This window comes from Acinetobacter marinus (assembly GCF_900096915.1).
Classification (GTDB): domain Bacteria; phylum Pseudomonadota; class Gammaproteobacteria; order Pseudomonadales; family Moraxellaceae; genus Acinetobacter; species Acinetobacter marinus.
In genome coordinates this window covers 431854-450068 of record NZ_FMYK01000001.1, presented here as the reverse complement: position 1 = coordinate 450068, position 18215 = coordinate 431854, and the positions used below count along the sequence as shown (strand labels likewise).

The following is an 18215-nucleotide window of genomic DNA, read 5'->3' as shown; positions in this document are numbered from 1 at the left end:
AATAGGTGAAATCAATGCTTGGCAAGTTGCTTAGAGCAGAGTTATACCGTGTTTGGCAAAAATTGCAAAGCGATTCTTTCACCAAGTGGTCAGCTAGATCGACCGAAAAGTGTTGCCTGTGCGACAAGACATTAGCTTAAATTACTGCGTACAGGCTGTACCGCAGGTGGAATATCCACACCGAGAGAGTCCAGCATTTCTCGTTCGATTGAACGTACGATTGCATCCAACGGTAAATCATTTTCTTGTAAGCCGAACGGTTCCTCAAGCTGAGCGCTGAGTGCATCCAAGCCTAAAAATAAATAGGCGATCAATGCCACTATAATCGGTGTCCAAATCCCTAGGCTGGTTTCAAGACTAAACGGTAAAATAAAGCAAAAACAATACACCGTACGATGCAACAACACCGAATAAGAAAAGGGCAAAGGGGTGCTGAGGATGCGATCACAGCCCGCTTGGATATTGCCGAGTTCGACCATGTGCTGATTTAAATGTTGATAAATAATATCGGAAATCTCACCTTGCTTGAGCGCTTGTACTAAATCTTTTTGGATGGCTTCAAGACAGAATTGCGCAGCATTGAGTTTTTGCGGAAACTGTTGCAATTCAAGCAGTGAAAAATTGGATTGGTCTTGATAAAAATCCAGCGGATGATTTTGCATACGCAAACGATCACGTAATAAATGCGTAAATAACATGATGCGATACATCAGCACATTACGGCGTTGATCAGTCAATACATGAGAATCACGTGCAATATGTCGAGTGTAGGCGATCAATGCGCCCCACAATTTGCGACCTTCCCACCAACGCTCATAGCATGCGGTATTGCGAAAACTAAGAAAGATCGACAAGATAATCCCAAAAATCGTAAAGCCGATCGCAGGTACGGCAGGCACTGAAACATAATGATGCGTCGATAAATAGACCAAGAAACTTGACAGGAACACCACGATCAATAGTGCAGGTAAGACACTCGGTAAAATCGTGCCCGACCACGCAAAAAGTAGCATAAAACTGTTATTTTTATCACGAACAATCATGGGCTTACCTGTATTTCAAACAGCAATAGTGTTTCATAACTTTAGTCAAGTGTGCAAGCTCAGTCATTTTCCCTTGCACATGGATGAGTTGTATTTCGTAGACAAATTAGCCAAAAAGGTTCAGCATAAAACAAACGTCAGGAGGTGCAATCGAATGAATATGGATCAAAAAAAACCACGATACCAACCATCTCATCAAAATAAGGCATCGCAATTAATCGTTTATGTGACGAGTATTTTTGCGATGTGCATGAGCTCAATGAGCTGGGCAATTCCTGTGTGTATCGCACCAAATAGCAGTTTTGGCAAGCAAGTGAATAAGATGCAGTCGAGCGATACAGCAAATCCATCGGATGAGACCAATCCGACAGACTTAACAAGCTCAGTGACTACGCCAAAGTTACAGCTCAATCATGATCCACGTGATCAAGCGATTGGACAACACTTTAAAATCAGTATCGCAGGAAAAGTATTGACTCCTGATGCCAACAGCACACAATGCACAGAAGTAAAACAACACAAGATCATGGTCAAAATCAGCGCAAATGATCGCCCAAAGACCTCGTTTGTATTACATCAGCGTGATTTTCCCAAAGGTGCATGTATTTGGTATGGTAATTGGTACGACAGTTGGTCTGCATGGAAGTTGGATGAAGCACGTCATCATTGTCCAAAGTGATCGGCATCCAAAATCTAATACTAAAAGCTAAACCTAAAACCCAAAAATTAATCTTCAATCACGATTTTTGGGCGTTTACTGAGTCGACACATGAGCTCATAACCAATCGACTGATTACACTGTGCAACTTCATCCACAGTCTGAGTATCTCCCCAAAGCTCAACCACGTCACCGAGCTTCACCTGATCTTTCATCGCAGAAATATCAATGGTGATCATATCCATACTGACGCGACCGACCACAGGTACTTTTTTTCCTGAGATTGCTACATGGTTTTGGCTAAAGAGACTACGTGGATAACCGTCACCATAACCAATCGAGACCACAGCGATGGTCATATTCTGTTCGGCACGATAGCTTGCACCATAACCGACATATTCGCCTGATTTAATCGGGTTGATGGCGATGATTTTTGCTTCAAACTGCATGACTACTGCTAAATCCAGAGATGACGCACTGCGATCCGCAAACGGTGAAGCACCATAGAGCATAATGCCAGGACGTACATAATCTGAATGCAAATCTGCCCAATTAATAATCGCTGCTGAGTTGCAACATGACACTTCAATCGGCGCACAGGCATGTTTCACCTGTAATAGCTGGTCAATCTGCTGTTGATTCATCGGATGATCAGGTACATCGGCATTGGCAAAGTGCATGGCAAGCACACAATGAAAACCTTCATTTTTAAGCTGATGGATTACGGGTATTATTTCATCCACTTTAAAACCCAAACGGTTCATCCCGCTATTGAGTTTGACCCAAACCTTTAAGCCTAAGCGTTGATAATCTGCTTTGTGCGCCAATAACCAGTCGAGTTGTGTGTGATGGTGAATCACACATTCGAGTTTGTGTTCTAGCACCACATTCATTTCATCGGCTTCAACAATACCTTCAATTAAGGTAATTGCTTTTTGATTGCCAAGCGCACGTATTTCTAAGGCTTCCGCAAGAGTTGCTACACCAAAAGCATCTGCCTCGGCAAAGGCTTCGACCGCAGGCTGTACACCGATGCCATAAGCATTGGCTTTGACCATACACACCACCTTGCTCTGTGGTGCAAGCTGTTTAACACGGTTGAAGTTGTGCTTTAGTGCCGATTTGCGAATACGGATACATGCGTGACGCACCGTGAACTCCTTAGAAATAATGATTGCAAAGAAAAATCCAGATCATGGCAATATCGGCAAACAGATTGCCGATCAATACATTACAGAATTATTCATCGTCTTGGAATTGACTATAGAACTCTGGAGAGAGATTACTAAATCGAGTGTATTGTCCTTCAAACGCCAGACGCACCGTACCAATCGGACCATTACGCTGTTTACCGATAATGATTTCAGCGGTTCCCGCTTCTTTGGACTCTTTATTATAGACCTCATCACGGTAAATAAACATAATCAAATCCGCATCTTGCTCGATCGCACCCGACTCACGCAAATCCGACATGACAGGGCGCTTATTCGGTCTATTCTCCAGACTTCGGTTGAGCTGAGATAAGGCAATTACAGGACAATTCATCTCTTTGGCTAAGGCTTTCAGGCTTCGAGAAATCTCTGAAATCTCTGCCACACGGTTATCGCCAAGCCCAGGGACTTTCATGAGCTGTAGATAATCGACCATGATACAGCCAAGTTTGCCACCATGTTGCTTGGCAATACGACGTGCTCGAGCACGCACCTCCGTTGGTGGTAGTGCAGATGAATCATCGATATACAGATGCTTTTGCTGGAGATGAACCATACTGCTGGTGACTTTTGACCATTCGTCAGCATCTAGATTACCTGCACGCAAATGCCCTTGATTGATCCGCCCAAAAGCTGAAATCAGACGCATGGCAATCGAATCGGCTGGCATCTCCATCGAATAGACCAGAGCGGGTAGGTCACAGTTAAAAATGACGCTTTCCACCAAATTCATGGCAAAGGTGGTTTTCCCCATCGATGGTCGAGCGGCAACAATGATCAAGTCACCGGGTTGCATACCATAGGTTTTATTGTCGAGTTCCAAAAAGCCTGTGGTCAGCCCTGTGATATTGCCATCCATTTTTGACAATTCATCCAGTTTGGTCACGACTTTTGCAGTAACCTCACTAATGGATTGTGGACCTGATTGGCTTTGGCGGTTGTTATGCTGTTCAGCGAGTTTAAAAATATTGGTTTCAGCATGGTCTAACAGATCACGGACACTTTGACCTTTGGGATCGTAAGCGACACGGAGGATGTCATTACCCACTGTAATCATATGGCGTAAGGTCGCAGTTTCTTTGACTTTTTCGGCATAGGCTGTCAAGTTAAACAGCGAGGGCGGGGATTCCGCAAGCAATTGCATCAGGTAGGCTTCGCCACCCGCATCTTCGAGCATATGTTGGTTGGTGAGCCAGTCATTGACCATCACCGCATCATAGGGTTGATTGGAATCAGCCAGTTTTTTGATGGCATGGAAGATATGGCGGTGACGAGTCGCATAGAAATCGCCCTCAAGCAATACATCAGCAACACTTTCCCACGACTCAGCAACGGTCATCAATGCCGCTAAAACCGCTTGTTCCATAGTGAGGTTGTGCGGTGGGGTACGCAGATTGGGATTATTTTCCGAAATTTCGCTGGTCGCTGTTTTTTTAGATTTTTTTGAGGTGGAGTCCGTTGCTGACATAGTGCCACGTGCCTATTTACTTAAATATCAATGAAAAAATCACAATACAGAGGCGTTCATCCATCAGATTGCGCAGAGATTTTAGCACTAAAGTGGGCTAAGCGGACGGTGAGGGTGTGCAAAAAATAGAAAGTTGGCGTGTGAATTGGCTAAGTGCTGGAAAGATAGATCATAATTTTCTGTAACGCACCAGATCATAAATTTTCATCGTAGATTCTAGTCATGATTCACAAAAACACGGACAAAAAAAAGACATATGCAAGCATATGTCTTTTTTGGTCTATCGCCTCAGAATAATGAATTATTCAGAAACAACAGTCACCAAGATTTCAGCAGTCACGTCGTGGTGCAATTGAACTGAAATATGGAACTCACCAGTATGACGAAGTGCGCCATTTGGTAAGCGGATTTCAGCACGATCCACTTCAAGACCAGCAGCTGTCAAGGCATCAGCGATATCACGAGTACCGATTGAACCGAACAATTTACCTTCATCACCTGCTTTCGCAGTGATGACGATATTGACTTCGTTCAATTGATCTGCACGTGCTTGAGCAGCAGCCAATACTTCAGCTTCTTGCTTCTCAAGTTCTGCACGACGTGCTTCAAATGCAGCAGTATTTGCTTCAGTTGCAGCAACAGCTTTACCTTGAGGAATCAAGAAGTTACGACCGTAACCAGCTTTTACTGATACTTTGTCGCCAAGTTTCCCAAGGTTAACAATACGTTGTAATAAAATAACGTCCACAGCTCACCTCACTTATGGTTGTCAGTGTATGGAATCAAAGACAAATAGCGAGCTTGTTTGATCGCAAGCGCCAATTGACGTTGATAACGAGCACGAGTACCAGTGATACGGCTAGGAACAATCTTGCCGTTTTCAGTGATGTACTGTTTTAGGGTATCGATATCTTTGTAGTCGATGTATGTAACGTTCTCAGCTGTGAAGCGGCAGAACTTACGACGACGGTAAAAACGTGCCATGTGTGTTCTCCTTATCCTTCAGCAGTTTCGTCTTGATTCGCAGACTGAGTTTCTTCACGTTGCGCTTTACGTGCACGCTTTTCTTCAGCACTTTTAGCGAGTAAAGATTCTTCAGTAATTGCTTCTTCACGACGGATGATCAAGTTACGGATGATTGCATCGTTGTAACGGAACAATTCCTCTAATTCGTCAAGCGTTGTTTGACCACATTCAACATTCATCAAAATGTAGTGCGCTTTGTGAATTTTGTTAATTGGGTAAGCCAATTGGCGACGGCCCCAATCTTCTAGACGGTGGATTTGACCACCAGCTTCTTTGATCTGTGCGATATAGCGTTCAACCATACCAACAACTTGATCGCTTTGATCTGGATGTACCAGAAGTACGATTTCGTAGTGACGCATGTCAGCTCCTTACGGTTTAAACAGCCCCTAATCCGTTCAAAATAATTTTTTAAACGCTTAGAAGCAAGGAGTCATCGCTTAAATTCAAGGTTAATCCTCGAGCCAAGACGACGTCGCAAATTGCGAAGCGCAGATTTTACTGTGTTCAGGCTAAAAATACAAGATTGATCATGGATTATATTCTGGTAGTAGAAAAATAATATAACCCCGAAAATATGCTGATTGTTCAATACCTTGTAAATTTGGCATTTGTCCGTGTTCAACCAAGCCGATTTTAAATGGCACTTTGAGCCGTTTTAACTGCGGAAGATAGGCGTGGCTATTGGCAATGCTATGCCGTTGTTGGTAGGTCTGGAGCACCACCTCGTCAATGCTTTGGTTTAATAAGTCAATGGTTTGGGGGGATTGATAATTTACCCAGTCGAGTAACCCTGTGATGCTCAGCCGATATTCAGCTGGAAGCTGTTGGCGCAGTTGTTTGAGAAAACTGGCGTAGTGGTAGAGATTTTTACTGCCACTGTCAAAGTCGACTTGCAAGCCAACCACCTGATTGCCACGTTTTTTCCACAATTCGAGATTGCGCAAAATGTGCTGTATATCATCTGTCGTCCAATTGATATGTGTGCTTCGAAATACGATCCAGATCGGCTGGTCAAGCTGTCGGGGTGACATGCCTTGTACATCAATTTGGCTATTCTCGTTGGCAAGCAGAGCGACTTCACCTTGCAATATATAGAGTTGTTTCGCCTGATCGAGATAGGTACGATGTGCAATATTGCCCCACAGCCAAAACTCCTGATAGTGCGCTGGATTGATCATGCCAGTCGAATTTTGCTTATTGTTTTGTGCAGATTCAGCGGTGTGTTGAGATTGAACATGGGGCGGTGCATCATTTTCCGCTGTACATCCACAGAGCATGATCATGCTTGCCAAAGCAGTATAAAGCGGTTTCCGTGGCATGCGCTGTCGAGAATTATTGGTCGGATTTTTCAAGCTAAAACTGTTCAAGATCAAGCACTACCAAAACATGATTTTTGTGGATGTGAAGTGGCGGTTTTCGTATCGCTATAGCGCCTTAGTATTTGGATTGTAACAGAAACTGAACATGATCCGTTCTGCAGGTTTTGCGGAATATTTATACGTTTGATGATCCATTGTCATCAAAGTGGCATTGGAATTGCTAGGTTTAAATGATTAAGCTACACATCAATAAAGGATAGAAAATGTCAGTACGTCCTGTCACATTTTATTTTCGAGGACAACGCCAGCATCTAGAAAACTTTTCACCAAGCATGACCGTGTTGCAGTATCTACGTGAATATATTTCGGAGAATAAAACCCGTCAGACAGGCACCAAAGAAGGCTGTGCAGAAGGAGACTGTGGTGCGTGTACGGTGGTGGTTGGTGAATTGGTCGAGGATCAACTGCAACTGCGCAGTGTCAATGCCTGTATTCAGTTTCTAGCCACCTTGGATGGCAAAGCGCTATTTACAGTCGAAGATTTGAAAGCGTTGACACTGGGTACGGATGCAGATTTGCATCCTGTGCAACAGGCGATGGTGGATCATCATGGTTCGCAATGTGGCTTTTGTACCCCAGGCTTTATCATGTCCTTATGGTCGATGTACGAAAATGAAATACAAGCACCAAGCAAAGATCAAATCAGTGACTATCTTTCGGGCAATCTGTGTCGTTGCACGGGGTATCGTCCGATTTTAGATGCAGCACAACAGGCGTATCACTATCCACGCATTGCCCTTGAACGTGAAAAAGTCATTGAAATATTAAAAGAGATTGAAGCCTTGCCATCGTTACATCTAGAAGAGCATGGACAACACTTTTTTGCACCGAAAACCTTAGCGGAATGTGCTACCTTGCGTCAGCACTATCCACAAGCACGGCTCATCGCAGGCAGTACCGACGTCGGGCTTTGGGTGACCAAGCTCGGACGAGATTTGGGAGATATGCTTTATATTGGTCAAGTCACAGCGCTGAAACAGATGCATATCATCAACGATCAATTAGAAATTGGTGCAAATGTCAGCTTGACGGATGCCTTATCAAAGATCTCCAGCTTTTATCCTGATTTTGCAGAATTACAGCGCCGTTTTGCCTCGATGCCGATCAAAAATGCAGGCACGCTCGGCGGAAATATTGCCAACGGCTCACCGATTGGCGATTCGATGCCAGCATTATTGACCTTAGATAGTCGCTTAAGGCTACGTTGTGGCGAGCAGACTCGAGAAATCGACTTGTGTGATTTTTATCTGGATTATCAAAAAACGGCACTGCAATCGGGCGAATTTATTGAAGCGATTTTAATTCCATTGCATCAAAGCTCTGACACTGCATATTTCAAATTTGCCACCTATAAAATATCCAAACGTTTTGAGCAGGATATTTCTGCGGTTTGTGCTGCGATCAGTTGTGAGCTAGATGAGCATAACGTGGTGCAATCGGTCAAAATCGCATTTGGTGGAATGGCTGCGATTCCCAAACGAGCACAGCATGCCGAAAATGTATTACGTGGTCAGCCACTTACAATGGAGCGAATGACACAGGCACAGCATGCCCTTGAACAGGATTTTCAGCCATTAAGTGACGGTCGAGCCAGTAGCGCATATCGTTTGCAGGTGGCAAAAAATTGTTTACAACGCTTCTATCTCGAAAAAGTACAGGCGCAATCCATGACTCGTGTTGAGGATTTGATCGCCGTTGTGGCGTTGTAGGCGTGGCTATGATTGGGGTTATGAGTGGGGTTATGAGTGGGGTTATGAGTGGGGTTATGAGTGGGGAGCAATACAATGAATCAGTCGATTGAAATCAAACATTCCAAGCCATCCACCAAAGCAGGGCAATCCATCCCGCATGAAAGCGCGCATCTGCATGTGACTGGTCAGGCAAGTTATATTGATGATTTGCCAGAGCTAGAAGATACGCTTCATCTGGCAGTGGGATTTTCAAAATGCGCTAAAGGGAAAATCACACAGTTGGATTTGCATGCGGTGCGTCAAGCGCAAGGTGTGGTTGCGGTCTATACCGCCGATGATGTGACGATTGAGAATAATTGGGGGGCAATCGTCAAAGATGATCCGATTTTTGCCAAAGATCAGGTTGAATTTTATGGTCAAGCCTTATTTGTGGTCGCTGCAAAAACTTATCAGCAGGCACGTCAGGCAGTACGTTTGGCACAAGTTACCTATGAAGCAGAAACCCCGATTTTAAGTATCAAAGAAGCGATCGCACAACAATCGTGGGTGCTGCCGCCAGTAGATTTTAGTCAGGGTGATGTGGCAGAGGCATTTGAACATGCTCCACACCAACTCTCAGGTGAGATCGAACTCGGTGGGCAAGAGCATTTTTATTTAGAAGGGCAGATTTCCTATGCCGTGCCTCATGAAGATGATCAGTTAAAAGTCTATTGCTCGACCCAGCATCCGACCGAGATGCAGTTGCTGATCTGTCATGCACTGGGCTATCAGATGCACCAGGTCAGCGTGGAAACGCGGCGTATGGGAGGCGGATTTGGTGGCAAAGAGTCGCAATCTGCACAGTGGGCGTGTATTGCTGCATTGGCAGCACAGCACTCTGGTCGACCATGTAAACTGCGTCTAGACCGTGATGACGATATGTCTGCCACTGGCAAGCGCCACGGCTTTGCCTATGAATGGTCTGTGGCATTCGATGATCAAGGCGTGTTACAGGGCTTAAAAGTACAATTGGCATCGAATTGTGGTTTTTCTGCGGATTTATCAGGTCCCGTCAACGAGCGTGCAATTTGTCATATTGGCAATGCCTATTATCTGAATGCAGTGCAACTTCGCAACCTACGTTGCAAAACCAATACCGTGTCCAATACAGCGTATCGTGGTTTTGGTGGGCCACAGGGAATGTTTGTGATTGAAAATATTCTCGATGACATTGCCCGCTATCTCAAGTGTGATCCTGTTTTGCTCAGACAGCGCAATTTTTTTGCCGAGAAATCAGGGTTTGGGCGTGATCGGACGCATTATGGTGCAGAAGTTCGGGACAATGTGGCACCGAAAATCGTCACAGAATTACTCGAATCTAGTCAATATTTTCAGCGCAAGCAAGCGATTGAAGCATTTAATGCACACCATGAAATATTGAAGCGTGGCATCGCCTTAACGCCATTGATGTTCGGTATTTCGTTTAACGCTGTGCATTTTAATCAGGCGGGGGCGTTGGTCTATGTGTATATGGATGGCACGGTCGCCATTACCCACGGCGGTACGGAGATGGGGCAAGGACTGTACACCAAAGTCCGTCAAGTGGCTGCGCATGAGCTTGGGCTAAGCATCGAAAATGTCAGACTGATTGCCACCGATACCTCTCGTGTGCCAAATACTTCAGCAACGGCGGCGTCCAGTGGTGCGGATCTAAATGGTAAAGCGGTACAGCACGCCTGTATTAAAATCCGTGAGCGTTTGGCGAAATTGGCGGCGGAAATCAGCCAAAGTGACGAAGCGCAGGTGCAATTTGAAAATAATCAAGTCACCACAGCCAACAATCAATCTTGGGCATTTTCAGACTTGGTCAATCGTGCCTATATGGCACGGGTGCAACTCTGGGATAGCGGTTTTTATAAAACGCCTGAGATTCATTATGATCAGGTCAATCATCTCGGTCGCCCGTTTTTTTATTATGCCTATGGTGCTGCGGTCAGTGAAGTGGCGATCGATACCTTGACGGGTGAAATGAAAGTATTGCGCACCGATATTTTGCATGATGTTGGGCGTTCGATTAATCCTGCGATTGATATTGGGCAGATTGAAGGGGGCTTTATCCAAGGCATGGGCTGGTTGACCACCGAGGAATTGTATTGGCAGCCAGATGGTGCACATGCAGGGCGATTATTTACCCATGCACCCTCGACCTATAAGATTCCGACCAGTGTCGATATTCCGCATGTGTTTAATGTGAAACTGTTTGATCAAGAAAATGTTGCAGACACGATTTATCGCTCCAAAGCAGTCGGCGAGCCACCATTTATGCTTGGGCTATCGGTCTTTTCTGCGATCAAGCAAGCGGTGCAAGCAGCGATTCCTGATGATGCGCCACTGGTGCTGAACGCACCTGCGACCGCCGAGGAAATCTTGCGTGCAATTACGATTGGGCGGGGGCAAGCCTTGCCTGATCGACCACAGCCACATCTGCGCTAGTGAACCTGATGCAACAGCATTTACAGTGGTGGCGTGATTTTGTCGATTGGCAACAGCAAGGTCAAACCGTGGTTTTGGTCACGGTGATTCGTGCCGATGGTTCGACACCACGAGAAGTTGGTGCCAGTATGCTGTTGGCGTTGGATCAACAGCAACAAATACAGCAGTCCGATACCATTGGTGGTGGGCATTTGGAATATCAGGCGATTGATCTTGCAAAAGCGATGTTAGTTGGTCAGGACACTCGTCAACGATGGATTGAACGCTTTAATCTCAGCGCACGTTTGGGACAATGCTGTGGTGGAGTGATGTGGCTACTTTTTGAAAAAATTGAGCCAGATGCCAATCAACAACTCCTAGAATGTCATAAGGCATGGCAAAACGGACAACAGGTCTTGCGCCAAGTGACTGATCAGCAGGGGTCGGTTTGGATGATCAGTGATCATTCGTCACAAGGTTTGGTTAGCGCTTTTCAGACGAATGATCCACATTCAAAACATTCTCATCAAAACAATCAGCATCAAAGCAATTCACTTCACGTCAGCTCTGATTGGCAATGGCAACAACAGATCATGCCATATCGTATGAAGGTGATGATTTTTGGTGCGGGACATGTCGGTGAGGCAATTGTGCGCTGTTTATTACCGATCGGAGTGCAGATCACTTGGGTGGATACGCGAGATGATATTTTTGCAGAAGATTTACAAGATCAGGTGCATTGCATCAGTACTGATTTGCCCGAAGCCGAGCTTCAGCATTTTGACAGAAGTGGTGCTGTGCTGATTTTGACGCACGATCATCAATTGGATTTGCAGTTATGCTTTGCTGCATTGCAATCTGTTACGCAAGCGTTTGCTTTTGTTGGCATGATCGGTTCAAAAAGCAAACGGGCAATCTTTGAAAAACGCATGCAACAGCGAGGCTATCAGCAAGCACAGCTCAATCATTTGGTTTGTCCAATCGGCATTGAGGGAATTCACTCTAAACAACCTGCGGTCATCGCCGTTGCTGTGGTGGCGCAGCTATTACAAGTATTTGCGCAACACTCATAAATCCATGATCAGCATAAATACACTGTCATCAACACTACAGTTTAAACTACCAATAATATTGCAATTCTTTTGCCCATGTGGTTTGTGGATAATCTTGTTTGAGTTGATCAAACCATGATTTGCGTACCGATTTTTCCACATCCGTATTTTGGCAGTCATTCAGACCACTTGGCGCATAACAGCGAATGGCACGGTACAGCGCATAAGGGCGAAGCGGATCGGATTTGGGTTGTTTGATCAGGCGTTGGTAAATATCACCACGATTAAAGGTTGTCCCCCAAAAAGCCGTTTTGACATCACCAAACGTGGCGCTACTTAAACTGTTAAACTGCTCATAAGGATAAAATGGATAATAATAACTGCCTTCACGGTTGCGCAACATTTCACCGATGCAGAGCTGAGCCAGCGCATCATTTGGCTTTTGTGCCAGCGTTTTTGCGATATTGAGTAAGGAAGAACATTGGATCGTTGGTGAAATCGTCGTACCTGACCACGTAAATACAGACAAGGGCGGTTTATTGTATAAAGACTCGTCACTACTATCCCATGATTTATATTTCGCTGCATCACTTGGCAATAAGCTATAGCTTTTCACAAATAGCGCATAATCCTGTTGTAATAAACTCTGTTGCAAGAGACTAAAAATCGCATGATAGCGCTCGTCTTTCGGGGTACTTGTTGAAGATGCCATGCTTTGTAGTGTATTTGCGTCAGCAACATTTTGAATGAAAATTCGTCGAAGGTTTGGCTGTTGAATCAAGCTGTTTTTTGCAGTAAATCCAGCGTAATTGCGGTCATTTTGCATGCTAATCGCTAGTGGTAACTCCAGCATTTCCCGAGACAATGCAATTTTTGCCAGTGGCATGACCGATTTCCAATATTGTTCATGCTTTGCATAGTCTGCCGAGTTTTGCGCTTCTAAGATGCGTCCTTTGAGCACCACTTGACTCAGCTCTAGATAGCTATTGATTTGTTTGGGCTGCGATTTTGGCAAAAAGTTTAAGGCGTCGTTGGGTTTATTTTGCAGAGTAAATAGGTGCCATGCTTGCAAATATCGGAACAGTTCAGGCTCGGATTTAAAATATTTTTGCTGTGCTTGTAGTGCCGACCAAGACAGTGGGCGATAGGATTTATCATCATAGTCAGCAAAGGTATTGGTCTTGCGCATTTGCATCAGGTCATACACAGCCAGTAAAAATGGGTCTTGGAGATTCTGCCCTTGAAAGCCTTTGCTTGAGAATAAATAACGGTCAAACTCAGCAGGGACTTTTTCCATATCCAAGTTGTAGGCATTATGCTTGGTGTGATTAATTTGCCACATCAGCTCATTGCCAAGTTTGTCATAATGTCCGCCAATCCAATAGCCACGACGCAAGAAACCACGGGCACTGGCAACATATTGTCCTTGAGGATAGGCATTTAAATAGGCAGTAATGGATTTAAATAGTTTGGTGAGCTTACTTTGGTCGATTTTGCTTCGATCTAAATTGCCATATTTCCCGAGTCCGCTTTGATAGGCTTGATTGACGGCAACACGGATCAGCATATATTGCGCAGTTTCTTTGACCCAAGGATCATCGCTTTGAGCTAAAATCTGATAAATTTTTTCGGCAGTTGCGAAATCTGAATTATAAAAAGCAATCGATGCATTGAGATACGAGGCATAAAGACGAGTGGTTTGTGACCATGCATCATCGACTTTGATCAGGGCAAATTGTCCATCACATTCTTCGTTAAAGCCTTTGCGCAGAGCAATCAGTTTGCTTTGTTCTGATGCACTGATATTTAATTGTTTGACACGGTGCTCAAAGCCTTCGACACCTCGGATTAAGCTATTACAGTGTTCGTCATAAGCAAGGCTGTCATCGTTGATAAATTTTTGACGGCGATTGGGTTGGGTATTTTCGAGAAGTAGAGTGAGATCACTTTGTCCAAAAGGCACCAAGCCATAATCCAGTGCATAGCCGTCATTTTTCCATTTGTTTGGATTAATTTTTAACAGATTACGATCGGCGAGTAGCAGTGCGACGTTGGTTTGATTGTCATTGCCTGAAGCCAAAATCGGCATGTTGCTACAACGATCGTAGTCTTCGATGCTTAAATTCAGTATAGGCGTACAGCTCGTATCTGGACTGGCATGACTCGATTGGGAATAACCCAAAGCCAAACCCAGCACGGTCAAAGGCACAGCGAGTGTTGCACGGGGCAGTGGCAAAAATGATGTTCGAGCAGAGAAAGTGTTATTGTTCATGTGGAATCATTCCATTTATATATTATCTGCTTCAGTATAAATGGAAATGATGGAATGCAAAACCAATCACGTACAAATCACAGCAGATTTGTACGGATCAAGAAAATTGGATAACGATTGAGATTAGAATGGAAAAAGTAACTGCGGCGCAGGAGTAACCGCAGTAAACAAAAAGCTCAGACTGAGCACAGTAATGAATTGCACCGAAAACAAGAAGTAGCGCTTCGCCCAGACTTGATCATCAGCTGTACTAAAGCCCTTGATACTCAAATAAATCCAATATGCGCCAATCGCATTTAAGGTGATGGCAAAGCAAATATTGGCATAGCCAAACACATACAGCAGATTCATGGTCAAGATAAACAGAATCACATAAATCAGCGATTCGATCTTGGTGCGTTTCACGCTACGTGCAACAGGCAGAATCGGGATATTGGCATTGGTATAATCTTGAAAACGATAAATCGCAATACCCCAAGAATGTGGCATTTGCCAAAACGCATAACCCAAGAGCAAAATCAGCGCTGCATAGTCAAATTGTTCAGCAACAGCCACATAGCCGATCACAGGCGGACACGCACCAGAGATGCTACCAATAATGGTTTGATGAATACTGGTGCGCTTCGTCCATAGGCTATATAAAAACACATAGACGATAAAACCAATCCCAGCAAATACACATGCCAAAGGATTGACCAAAAAATACAACAGTGCAAAACCAATGACACCGAGCACACTGCCATAAATAAAAGCAATCGGTACAGAAATCGCTTTGGTGACCAAAGCACGATTCTGAGTACGTTGCATTTTTTGGTCAATATCTTGGTCGATAATATTATTAAAGACACAGCCAGATGCCACGACAAGGGTCGTACCAAGTAGCGTTAAGAGCAAAAGGGGGAGATCAATCGAACCTTGGGCGGCTAAGAAGAAGCCGCCCAAAGTGGTAATGAAATTACCAAAAAGAATCCCTGGTTTGGTCAGGAATAAGTACTTTTTAAACATGACAAGCGTTTAGATCATCATGTTCGCATGTAGATTGTTCATTACCCATACCGAACCAATCAACAAAATAGCGATGGTTAAAATGGTATAGATAAAGGCAATAGAGTCCCAACGCTGTTGTTCTGAACCATTTAAATGCAGGAAGAACACCAACTGGACTAACACCTGAGCAATCGCAGTAATTGCAACAGTTGCAATAACAACACCACCAGTCATGCCTGACATCACCATCCCGAAGGGGATGATGGTCAAGGCGATAGACAGGATAAAGCCGATTGTATATTGCTTGAAACTACCGTGCGCTGCACCAGGATTATTCACATCATGACTCATGATAGAACCCCACCTAAGTAAACTAAGCTAAACACACAAATCCATACGATATCGAGGAAGTGCCAGAACAAACTTAAACAAGCCAAACGACGTGTGTTTGGTAGCGTTAAGCCGTTCTTTTTGATTTGGTACATCAATACCAACATCCACACCAAGCCAGAAGTCACGTGAATACCGTGCGTACCAACTAGGGTAAAGAATGCAGATAAGAATGCGCTAGTACTTGGACCGTGACCTGAATGAACCAAATGATGGAATTCATACAGTTCCATGCCGATGAATGATGCACCGAAAAGGAAAGTAATCACTAACCATTTAAGGACACCACCCACGTCATTTTTATGACGTGCAAGTACCGCAAAACCAAAGGTCACTGATGAAATCAACAGCGCCATGGTTTCCATTAATACAAAGCCGATCGACTCACCGAATAAATCCTTGGCACTTGGTGTGCCAGGCGGAACGTGCGAGCTTAATACAGCAAATGCGATGAAGAGTGTCCCGAACAGGATCAAGTCACTCATCAAGTAAGTCCAAAAACCAAAGACCGTTAACGGGGTATCATCATGTTCATGATGACCGTCGTGATCGTGGTTGTCGTGATGAAGTACTTCAGCCATGGTCTTAGTCCTTCTTCAAATGTTTTTCTAACAAAGCATAACGCTCGTTTTCGATACGTTCTACTTCGGCTGCTGGCACATAGTAATCCACTTCTTTGGTAAATGAACTACGAATGAAGCTGATAATTGCAGCAATGAAAGTCACAATTGCTAACCACCAAATATGCCAGATTAATGCAAAGCCCATAATCGTCACGATAATGGCAATCACAAAACCTGCCGCACGGTTAGTTGGCATATGAATGTCTTCATATTTTGCTGGACGTTGGTAAGCCACGCCATTTTCTTTATCAGACCAGAAGCGATCGATACCAGCACCTTCAAGATCATGCGCAAAGTTATAAAACGGCGCAGGAGAAGATGTAGACCATTCGAATGTACGACCAGTACCCCAAGCATCACCTGTATAGTCCATCGTTTCTTTACGTTTCAAGAAACCAACACCCACAGATAACAACCAACATGCAATACCAAGCGCAACTAAGATCGCACCGATCATGGCAATGTTCAGATAAGGCGTCCATTCAGGGTTGTCATAAGTATTCAAACGGCGTGTCATTCCCATAAAACCAAGGATATACAACGGCATGAACGCAAAGTAGAAACCGAAGAACCAGAACCAGAAAGCAGCTTTGCCCCAGAACTCATCCAACTTCCAACCAAACATTTTTGGCCAGTAGAAGGCAAGACCTGCAAAGAAACCAAATACCACACCACCGATGATTACGTTATGGAAATGCGCAATCAAGAACAATGAGTTATGTACAAGGAAATCCGCTGGTGGAATCGCCATCAATACACCTGTTAAACCACCGATACCGAATGTGACCAAGAAGCCCATTGTCCAGTACATTGGTGTCGTAAAGGTGATTTGACCACGATACATGGTGAACAACCAAGAGAACATCTTCACACCCGTTGGGATGGCGATGATCATGGTCATAATGCCGAAGAAGGCATTGACGTTTGCGCCCGCACCCATAGTAAAGAAGTGGTGCAACCAAACGATTAAAGACAAGATGGTAATCGCAACAGTTGCATAAACCATCGACTTATAACCGAACAGTGTTTTACGGCTGAATGTCGCAACAATCTCAGAGTAAAGACCAAATGCTGGCAATACCAAGATATATACTTCAGGGTGACCCCATGTCCAAATCAAGTTCACATACAGCATTGGACTACCGCCAAGCTCATTGGTGAAGAAATGGAAACCGAAGTAACGATCCAGAGAAAGCATCGCTAAAGTTGCAGTCAATACAGGGAAGGTGGCAATGATCAAGGCACAAGCACACAACGTAGTCCACGTTGATACTGGTAGATCCATCAACTTCATACCAGGCGCACGCATCTTGATGATGGTCACGAAGAAGTTGACACCTGAGAGCAGGGAGCCTAGACCAGAAATCTGCAATGCCCAAATATAATAGTCCACACCCACACCAGGGCTGTACTGAATATTTGATAGTGGTGGATAAGCCAACCAACCAGTCGCCGCAAACTCACCTAAAGCAAGTGAAGCCATGACTAGACCAGCCGCACCAACAAACAACCAGAAGCTGAGTGAGTTAAGTAGTGGGAATGCCACATCACGTGCACCGATTTGCAGTGGTACGGTAATGTTCCACATACCAACAACCAGACCCATCGCCACGAAGAAGATCATAATGACGCCGTGCGCAGAGAAGATCTGATCGTAATGTTCAGGGTGGAGATAGCCTTCACCGCCTGGACCTGCGAGGAAGAGTTGCAAACGCATCATCAAACCATCGGCAAAACCACGCACTAGCATGATTACTGAAACGATGAAATACATGATCCCGATTTTTTTATGGTCTACGGTGGTAAACCATTCTTTCCACAAATAACCCCACAATTTGAAGTACGTCACTGCGCCAAACACAGCGATTGCACCTAAAACCATGACAGCAACAGTGACCAAAACGATTGGATCATGTGGAATTGCTTCAGGGCCTAATTTGCCTAATAACAGTGTAGACATG

General features: G+C 44.5%; 16 protein-coding genes. 4 read left to right on the top strand and 12 right to left on the bottom strand.

What is annotated here, in order from left to right; all coding sequences use genetic code 11:
• Window positions 1-131: 131 nt before the first annotated feature.
• Entirely contained in the window at window positions 132-1043 is a 912-nt protein-coding gene (locus tag BLQ60_RS02070) for a bestrophin family protein (RefSeq protein ID WP_092615255.1), read from the bottom strand.
• Window positions 1044-1197: 154 nt separating this feature from the next.
• Between BLQ60_RS02070 and BLQ60_RS02065 the strand changes: the two genes are divergently transcribed.
• Window positions 1198-1722 (top strand): hypothetical protein, encoded by a 525-nt coding sequence (locus BLQ60_RS02065; RefSeq protein WP_092615252.1) that lies wholly within the window; start codon window positions 1198-1200, stop codon window positions 1720-1722.
• A 47-nt stretch (window positions 1723-1769) separates the two neighbouring features.
• On the opposite strand, the gene alr is transcribed toward BLQ60_RS02065, so the two are convergent.
• From alr to BLQ60_RS02035, 6 genes are all read right to left on the bottom strand, one after another.
• Window positions 1770-2852 (bottom strand): alanine racemase, encoded by a 1083-nt coding sequence (gene alr, locus BLQ60_RS02060; protein ID WP_092615249.1) that lies wholly within the window; start codon window positions 2850-2852, stop codon window positions 1770-1772.
• 88 nt (window positions 2853-2940) lie between these two features.
• Complete coding sequence (gene dnaB, locus BLQ60_RS02055) at window positions 2941-4380, bottom strand: replicative DNA helicase (RefSeq protein WP_092615246.1); 1440 nt, start codon at window positions 4378-4380, stop codon at window positions 2941-2943.
• A gap of 301 nt (window positions 4381-4681) precedes the next feature.
• Window positions 4682-5128 (bottom strand): 50S ribosomal protein L9, encoded by a 447-nt coding sequence (gene rplI / locus BLQ60_RS02050; RefSeq protein ID WP_092615243.1) that lies wholly within the window; start codon window positions 5126-5128, stop codon window positions 4682-4684.
• An 8-nt stretch (window positions 5129-5136) separates the two neighbouring features.
• On the bottom strand, window positions 5137-5364 hold the full coding sequence (rpsR, locus tag BLQ60_RS02045) for a 30S ribosomal protein S18 (protein WP_092615240.1): 228 nt from the start codon (window positions 5362-5364) through the stop codon (window positions 5137-5139).
• Between the two features lie 11 nt (window positions 5365-5375).
• Window positions 5376-5768, bottom strand: coding sequence for a 30S ribosomal protein S6 (gene rpsF, locus BLQ60_RS02040; RefSeq protein WP_092615237.1), 393 nt, complete (start codon window positions 5766-5768; stop codon window positions 5376-5378).
• A gap of 168 nt (window positions 5769-5936) precedes the next feature.
• The gene (locus BLQ60_RS02035; protein ID WP_244515931.1) at window positions 5937-6728 is read right to left on the bottom strand and encodes a DUF3142 domain-containing protein; all 792 of its coding nucleotides are present in this window, start codon (window positions 6726-6728) and stop codon (window positions 5937-5939) included.
• A 263-nt stretch (window positions 6729-6991) separates the two neighbouring features.
• On the opposite strand from BLQ60_RS02035, the gene xdhA reads away from it, so the two are divergent.
• The 3 genes from xdhA (at window position 6992) to xdhC (ending at window position 12003) form a co-directional block, all read left to right on the top strand.
• A complete protein-coding gene (xdhA, locus tag BLQ60_RS02030) occupies window positions 6992-8497 on the top strand; it encodes a xanthine dehydrogenase small subunit (RefSeq protein ID WP_092615234.1) in 1506 nt (501 codons plus the stop codon).
• A 75-nt stretch (window positions 8498-8572) separates the two neighbouring features.
• Window positions 8573-10951 carry a xanthine dehydrogenase molybdopterin binding subunit gene (gene xdhB, locus BLQ60_RS02025; protein ID WP_092615231.1) on the top strand — a complete coding sequence of 793 codons (2379 nt, stop codon included), beginning with the start codon at window positions 8573-8575 and terminating at the stop codon, window positions 10949-10951.
• An 8-nt stretch (window positions 10952-10959) separates the two neighbouring features.
• Window positions 10960-12003 (top strand): xanthine dehydrogenase accessory protein XdhC, encoded by a 1044-nt coding sequence (gene xdhC / locus BLQ60_RS02020; RefSeq protein WP_092615228.1) that lies wholly within the window; start codon window positions 10960-10962, stop codon window positions 12001-12003.
• Between the two features lie 46 nt (window positions 12004-12049).
• Here the strand turns inward: xdhC and BLQ60_RS02015 are convergent, their stop codons facing one another.
• The 5 genes from BLQ60_RS02015 to cyoB form a co-directional block, all read right to left on the bottom strand.
• A complete protein-coding gene (locus tag BLQ60_RS02015) occupies window positions 12050-14254 on the bottom strand; it encodes a PA5441 family protein (protein WP_092615225.1) in 2205 nt (734 codons plus the stop codon).
• Window positions 14255-14377: 123 nt separating this feature from the next.
• On the bottom strand, window positions 14378-15259 hold the full coding sequence (gene cyoE, locus BLQ60_RS02010; protein ID WP_092615222.1) for a heme o synthase: 882 nt from the start codon (window positions 15257-15259) through the stop codon (window positions 14378-14380).
• 9 nt (window positions 15260-15268) lie between these two features.
• A complete protein-coding gene (gene cyoD / locus BLQ60_RS02005) occupies window positions 15269-15595 on the bottom strand; it encodes a cytochrome o ubiquinol oxidase subunit IV (protein WP_244515953.1) in 327 nt (108 codons plus the stop codon).
• Window positions 15589-16212 carry a cytochrome o ubiquinol oxidase subunit III gene (gene cyoC, locus BLQ60_RS02000; RefSeq protein ID WP_092615216.1) on the bottom strand — a complete coding sequence of 208 codons (624 nt, stop codon included), beginning with the start codon at window positions 16210-16212 and terminating at the stop codon, window positions 15589-15591. Before cyoC ends, cyoD begins: the two co-directional genes overlap by 7 nt.
• A gap of 4 nt (window positions 16213-16216) precedes the next feature.
• Entirely contained in the window at window positions 16217-18214 is a 1998-nt protein-coding gene (cyoB, locus tag BLQ60_RS01995; RefSeq protein ID WP_092615213.1) for a cytochrome o ubiquinol oxidase subunit I, read from the bottom strand.
• Between the last annotated feature and the right edge of the window lies 1 nt (window position 18215).

What these genes read in the sequence shown, in the direction of transcription:
- BLQ60_RS02070 (WP_092615255.1), bottom strand. Translation starts at nt 1,043, where the DNA reads ATGATTGTTCGTGATAAAAATAACAGTTTTATGCTACTTTTTGCGTGG.
- BLQ60_RS02065 (WP_092615252.1), top strand. Translation starts at nt 1,198, where the DNA reads ATGAATATGGATCAAAAAAAACCACGATACCAACCATCTCATCAAAAT.
- dnaB (WP_092615246.1), bottom strand. Translation starts at nt 4,380, where the DNA reads ATGTCAGCAACGGACTCCACCTCAAAAAAATCTAAAAAAACAGCGACC.
- rpsR (WP_092615240.1), bottom strand. Translation starts at nt 5,364, where the DNA reads ATGGCACGTTTTTACCGTCGTCGTAAGTTCTGCCGCTTCACAGCTGAG.
- rpsF (WP_092615237.1), bottom strand. Translation starts at nt 5,768, where the DNA reads ATGCGTCACTACGAAATCGTACTTCTGGTACATCCAGATCAAAGCGAT.
- BLQ60_RS02035 (WP_244515931.1), bottom strand. Translation starts at nt 6,728, where the DNA reads ATGCCACGGAAACCGCTTTATACTGCTTTGGCAAGCATGATCATGCTC.
- xdhA (WP_092615234.1), top strand. Translation starts at nt 6,992, where the DNA reads ATGTCAGTACGTCCTGTCACATTTTATTTTCGAGGACAACGCCAGCAT.
- xdhB (WP_092615231.1), top strand. Translation starts at nt 8,573, where the DNA reads ATGAATCAGTCGATTGAAATCAAACATTCCAAGCCATCCACCAAAGCA.
- xdhC (WP_092615228.1), top strand. Translation starts at nt 10,960, where the DNA reads ATGCAACAGCATTTACAGTGGTGGCGTGATTTTGTCGATTGGCAACAG.
- BLQ60_RS02015 (WP_092615225.1), bottom strand. Translation starts at nt 14,254, where the DNA reads ATGAACAATAACACTTTCTCTGCTCGAACATCATTTTTGCCACTGCCC.
- cyoE (WP_092615222.1), bottom strand. Translation starts at nt 15,259, where the DNA reads ATGTTTAAAAAGTACTTATTCCTGACCAAACCAGGGATTCTTTTTGGT.
- cyoC (WP_092615216.1), bottom strand. Translation starts at nt 16,212, where the DNA reads ATGGCTGAAGTACTTCATCACGACAACCACGATCACGACGGTCATCAT.
- cyoB (WP_092615213.1), bottom strand. Translation starts at nt 18,214, where the DNA reads ATGTCTACACTGTTATTAGGCAAATTAGGCCCTGAAGCAATTCCACAT.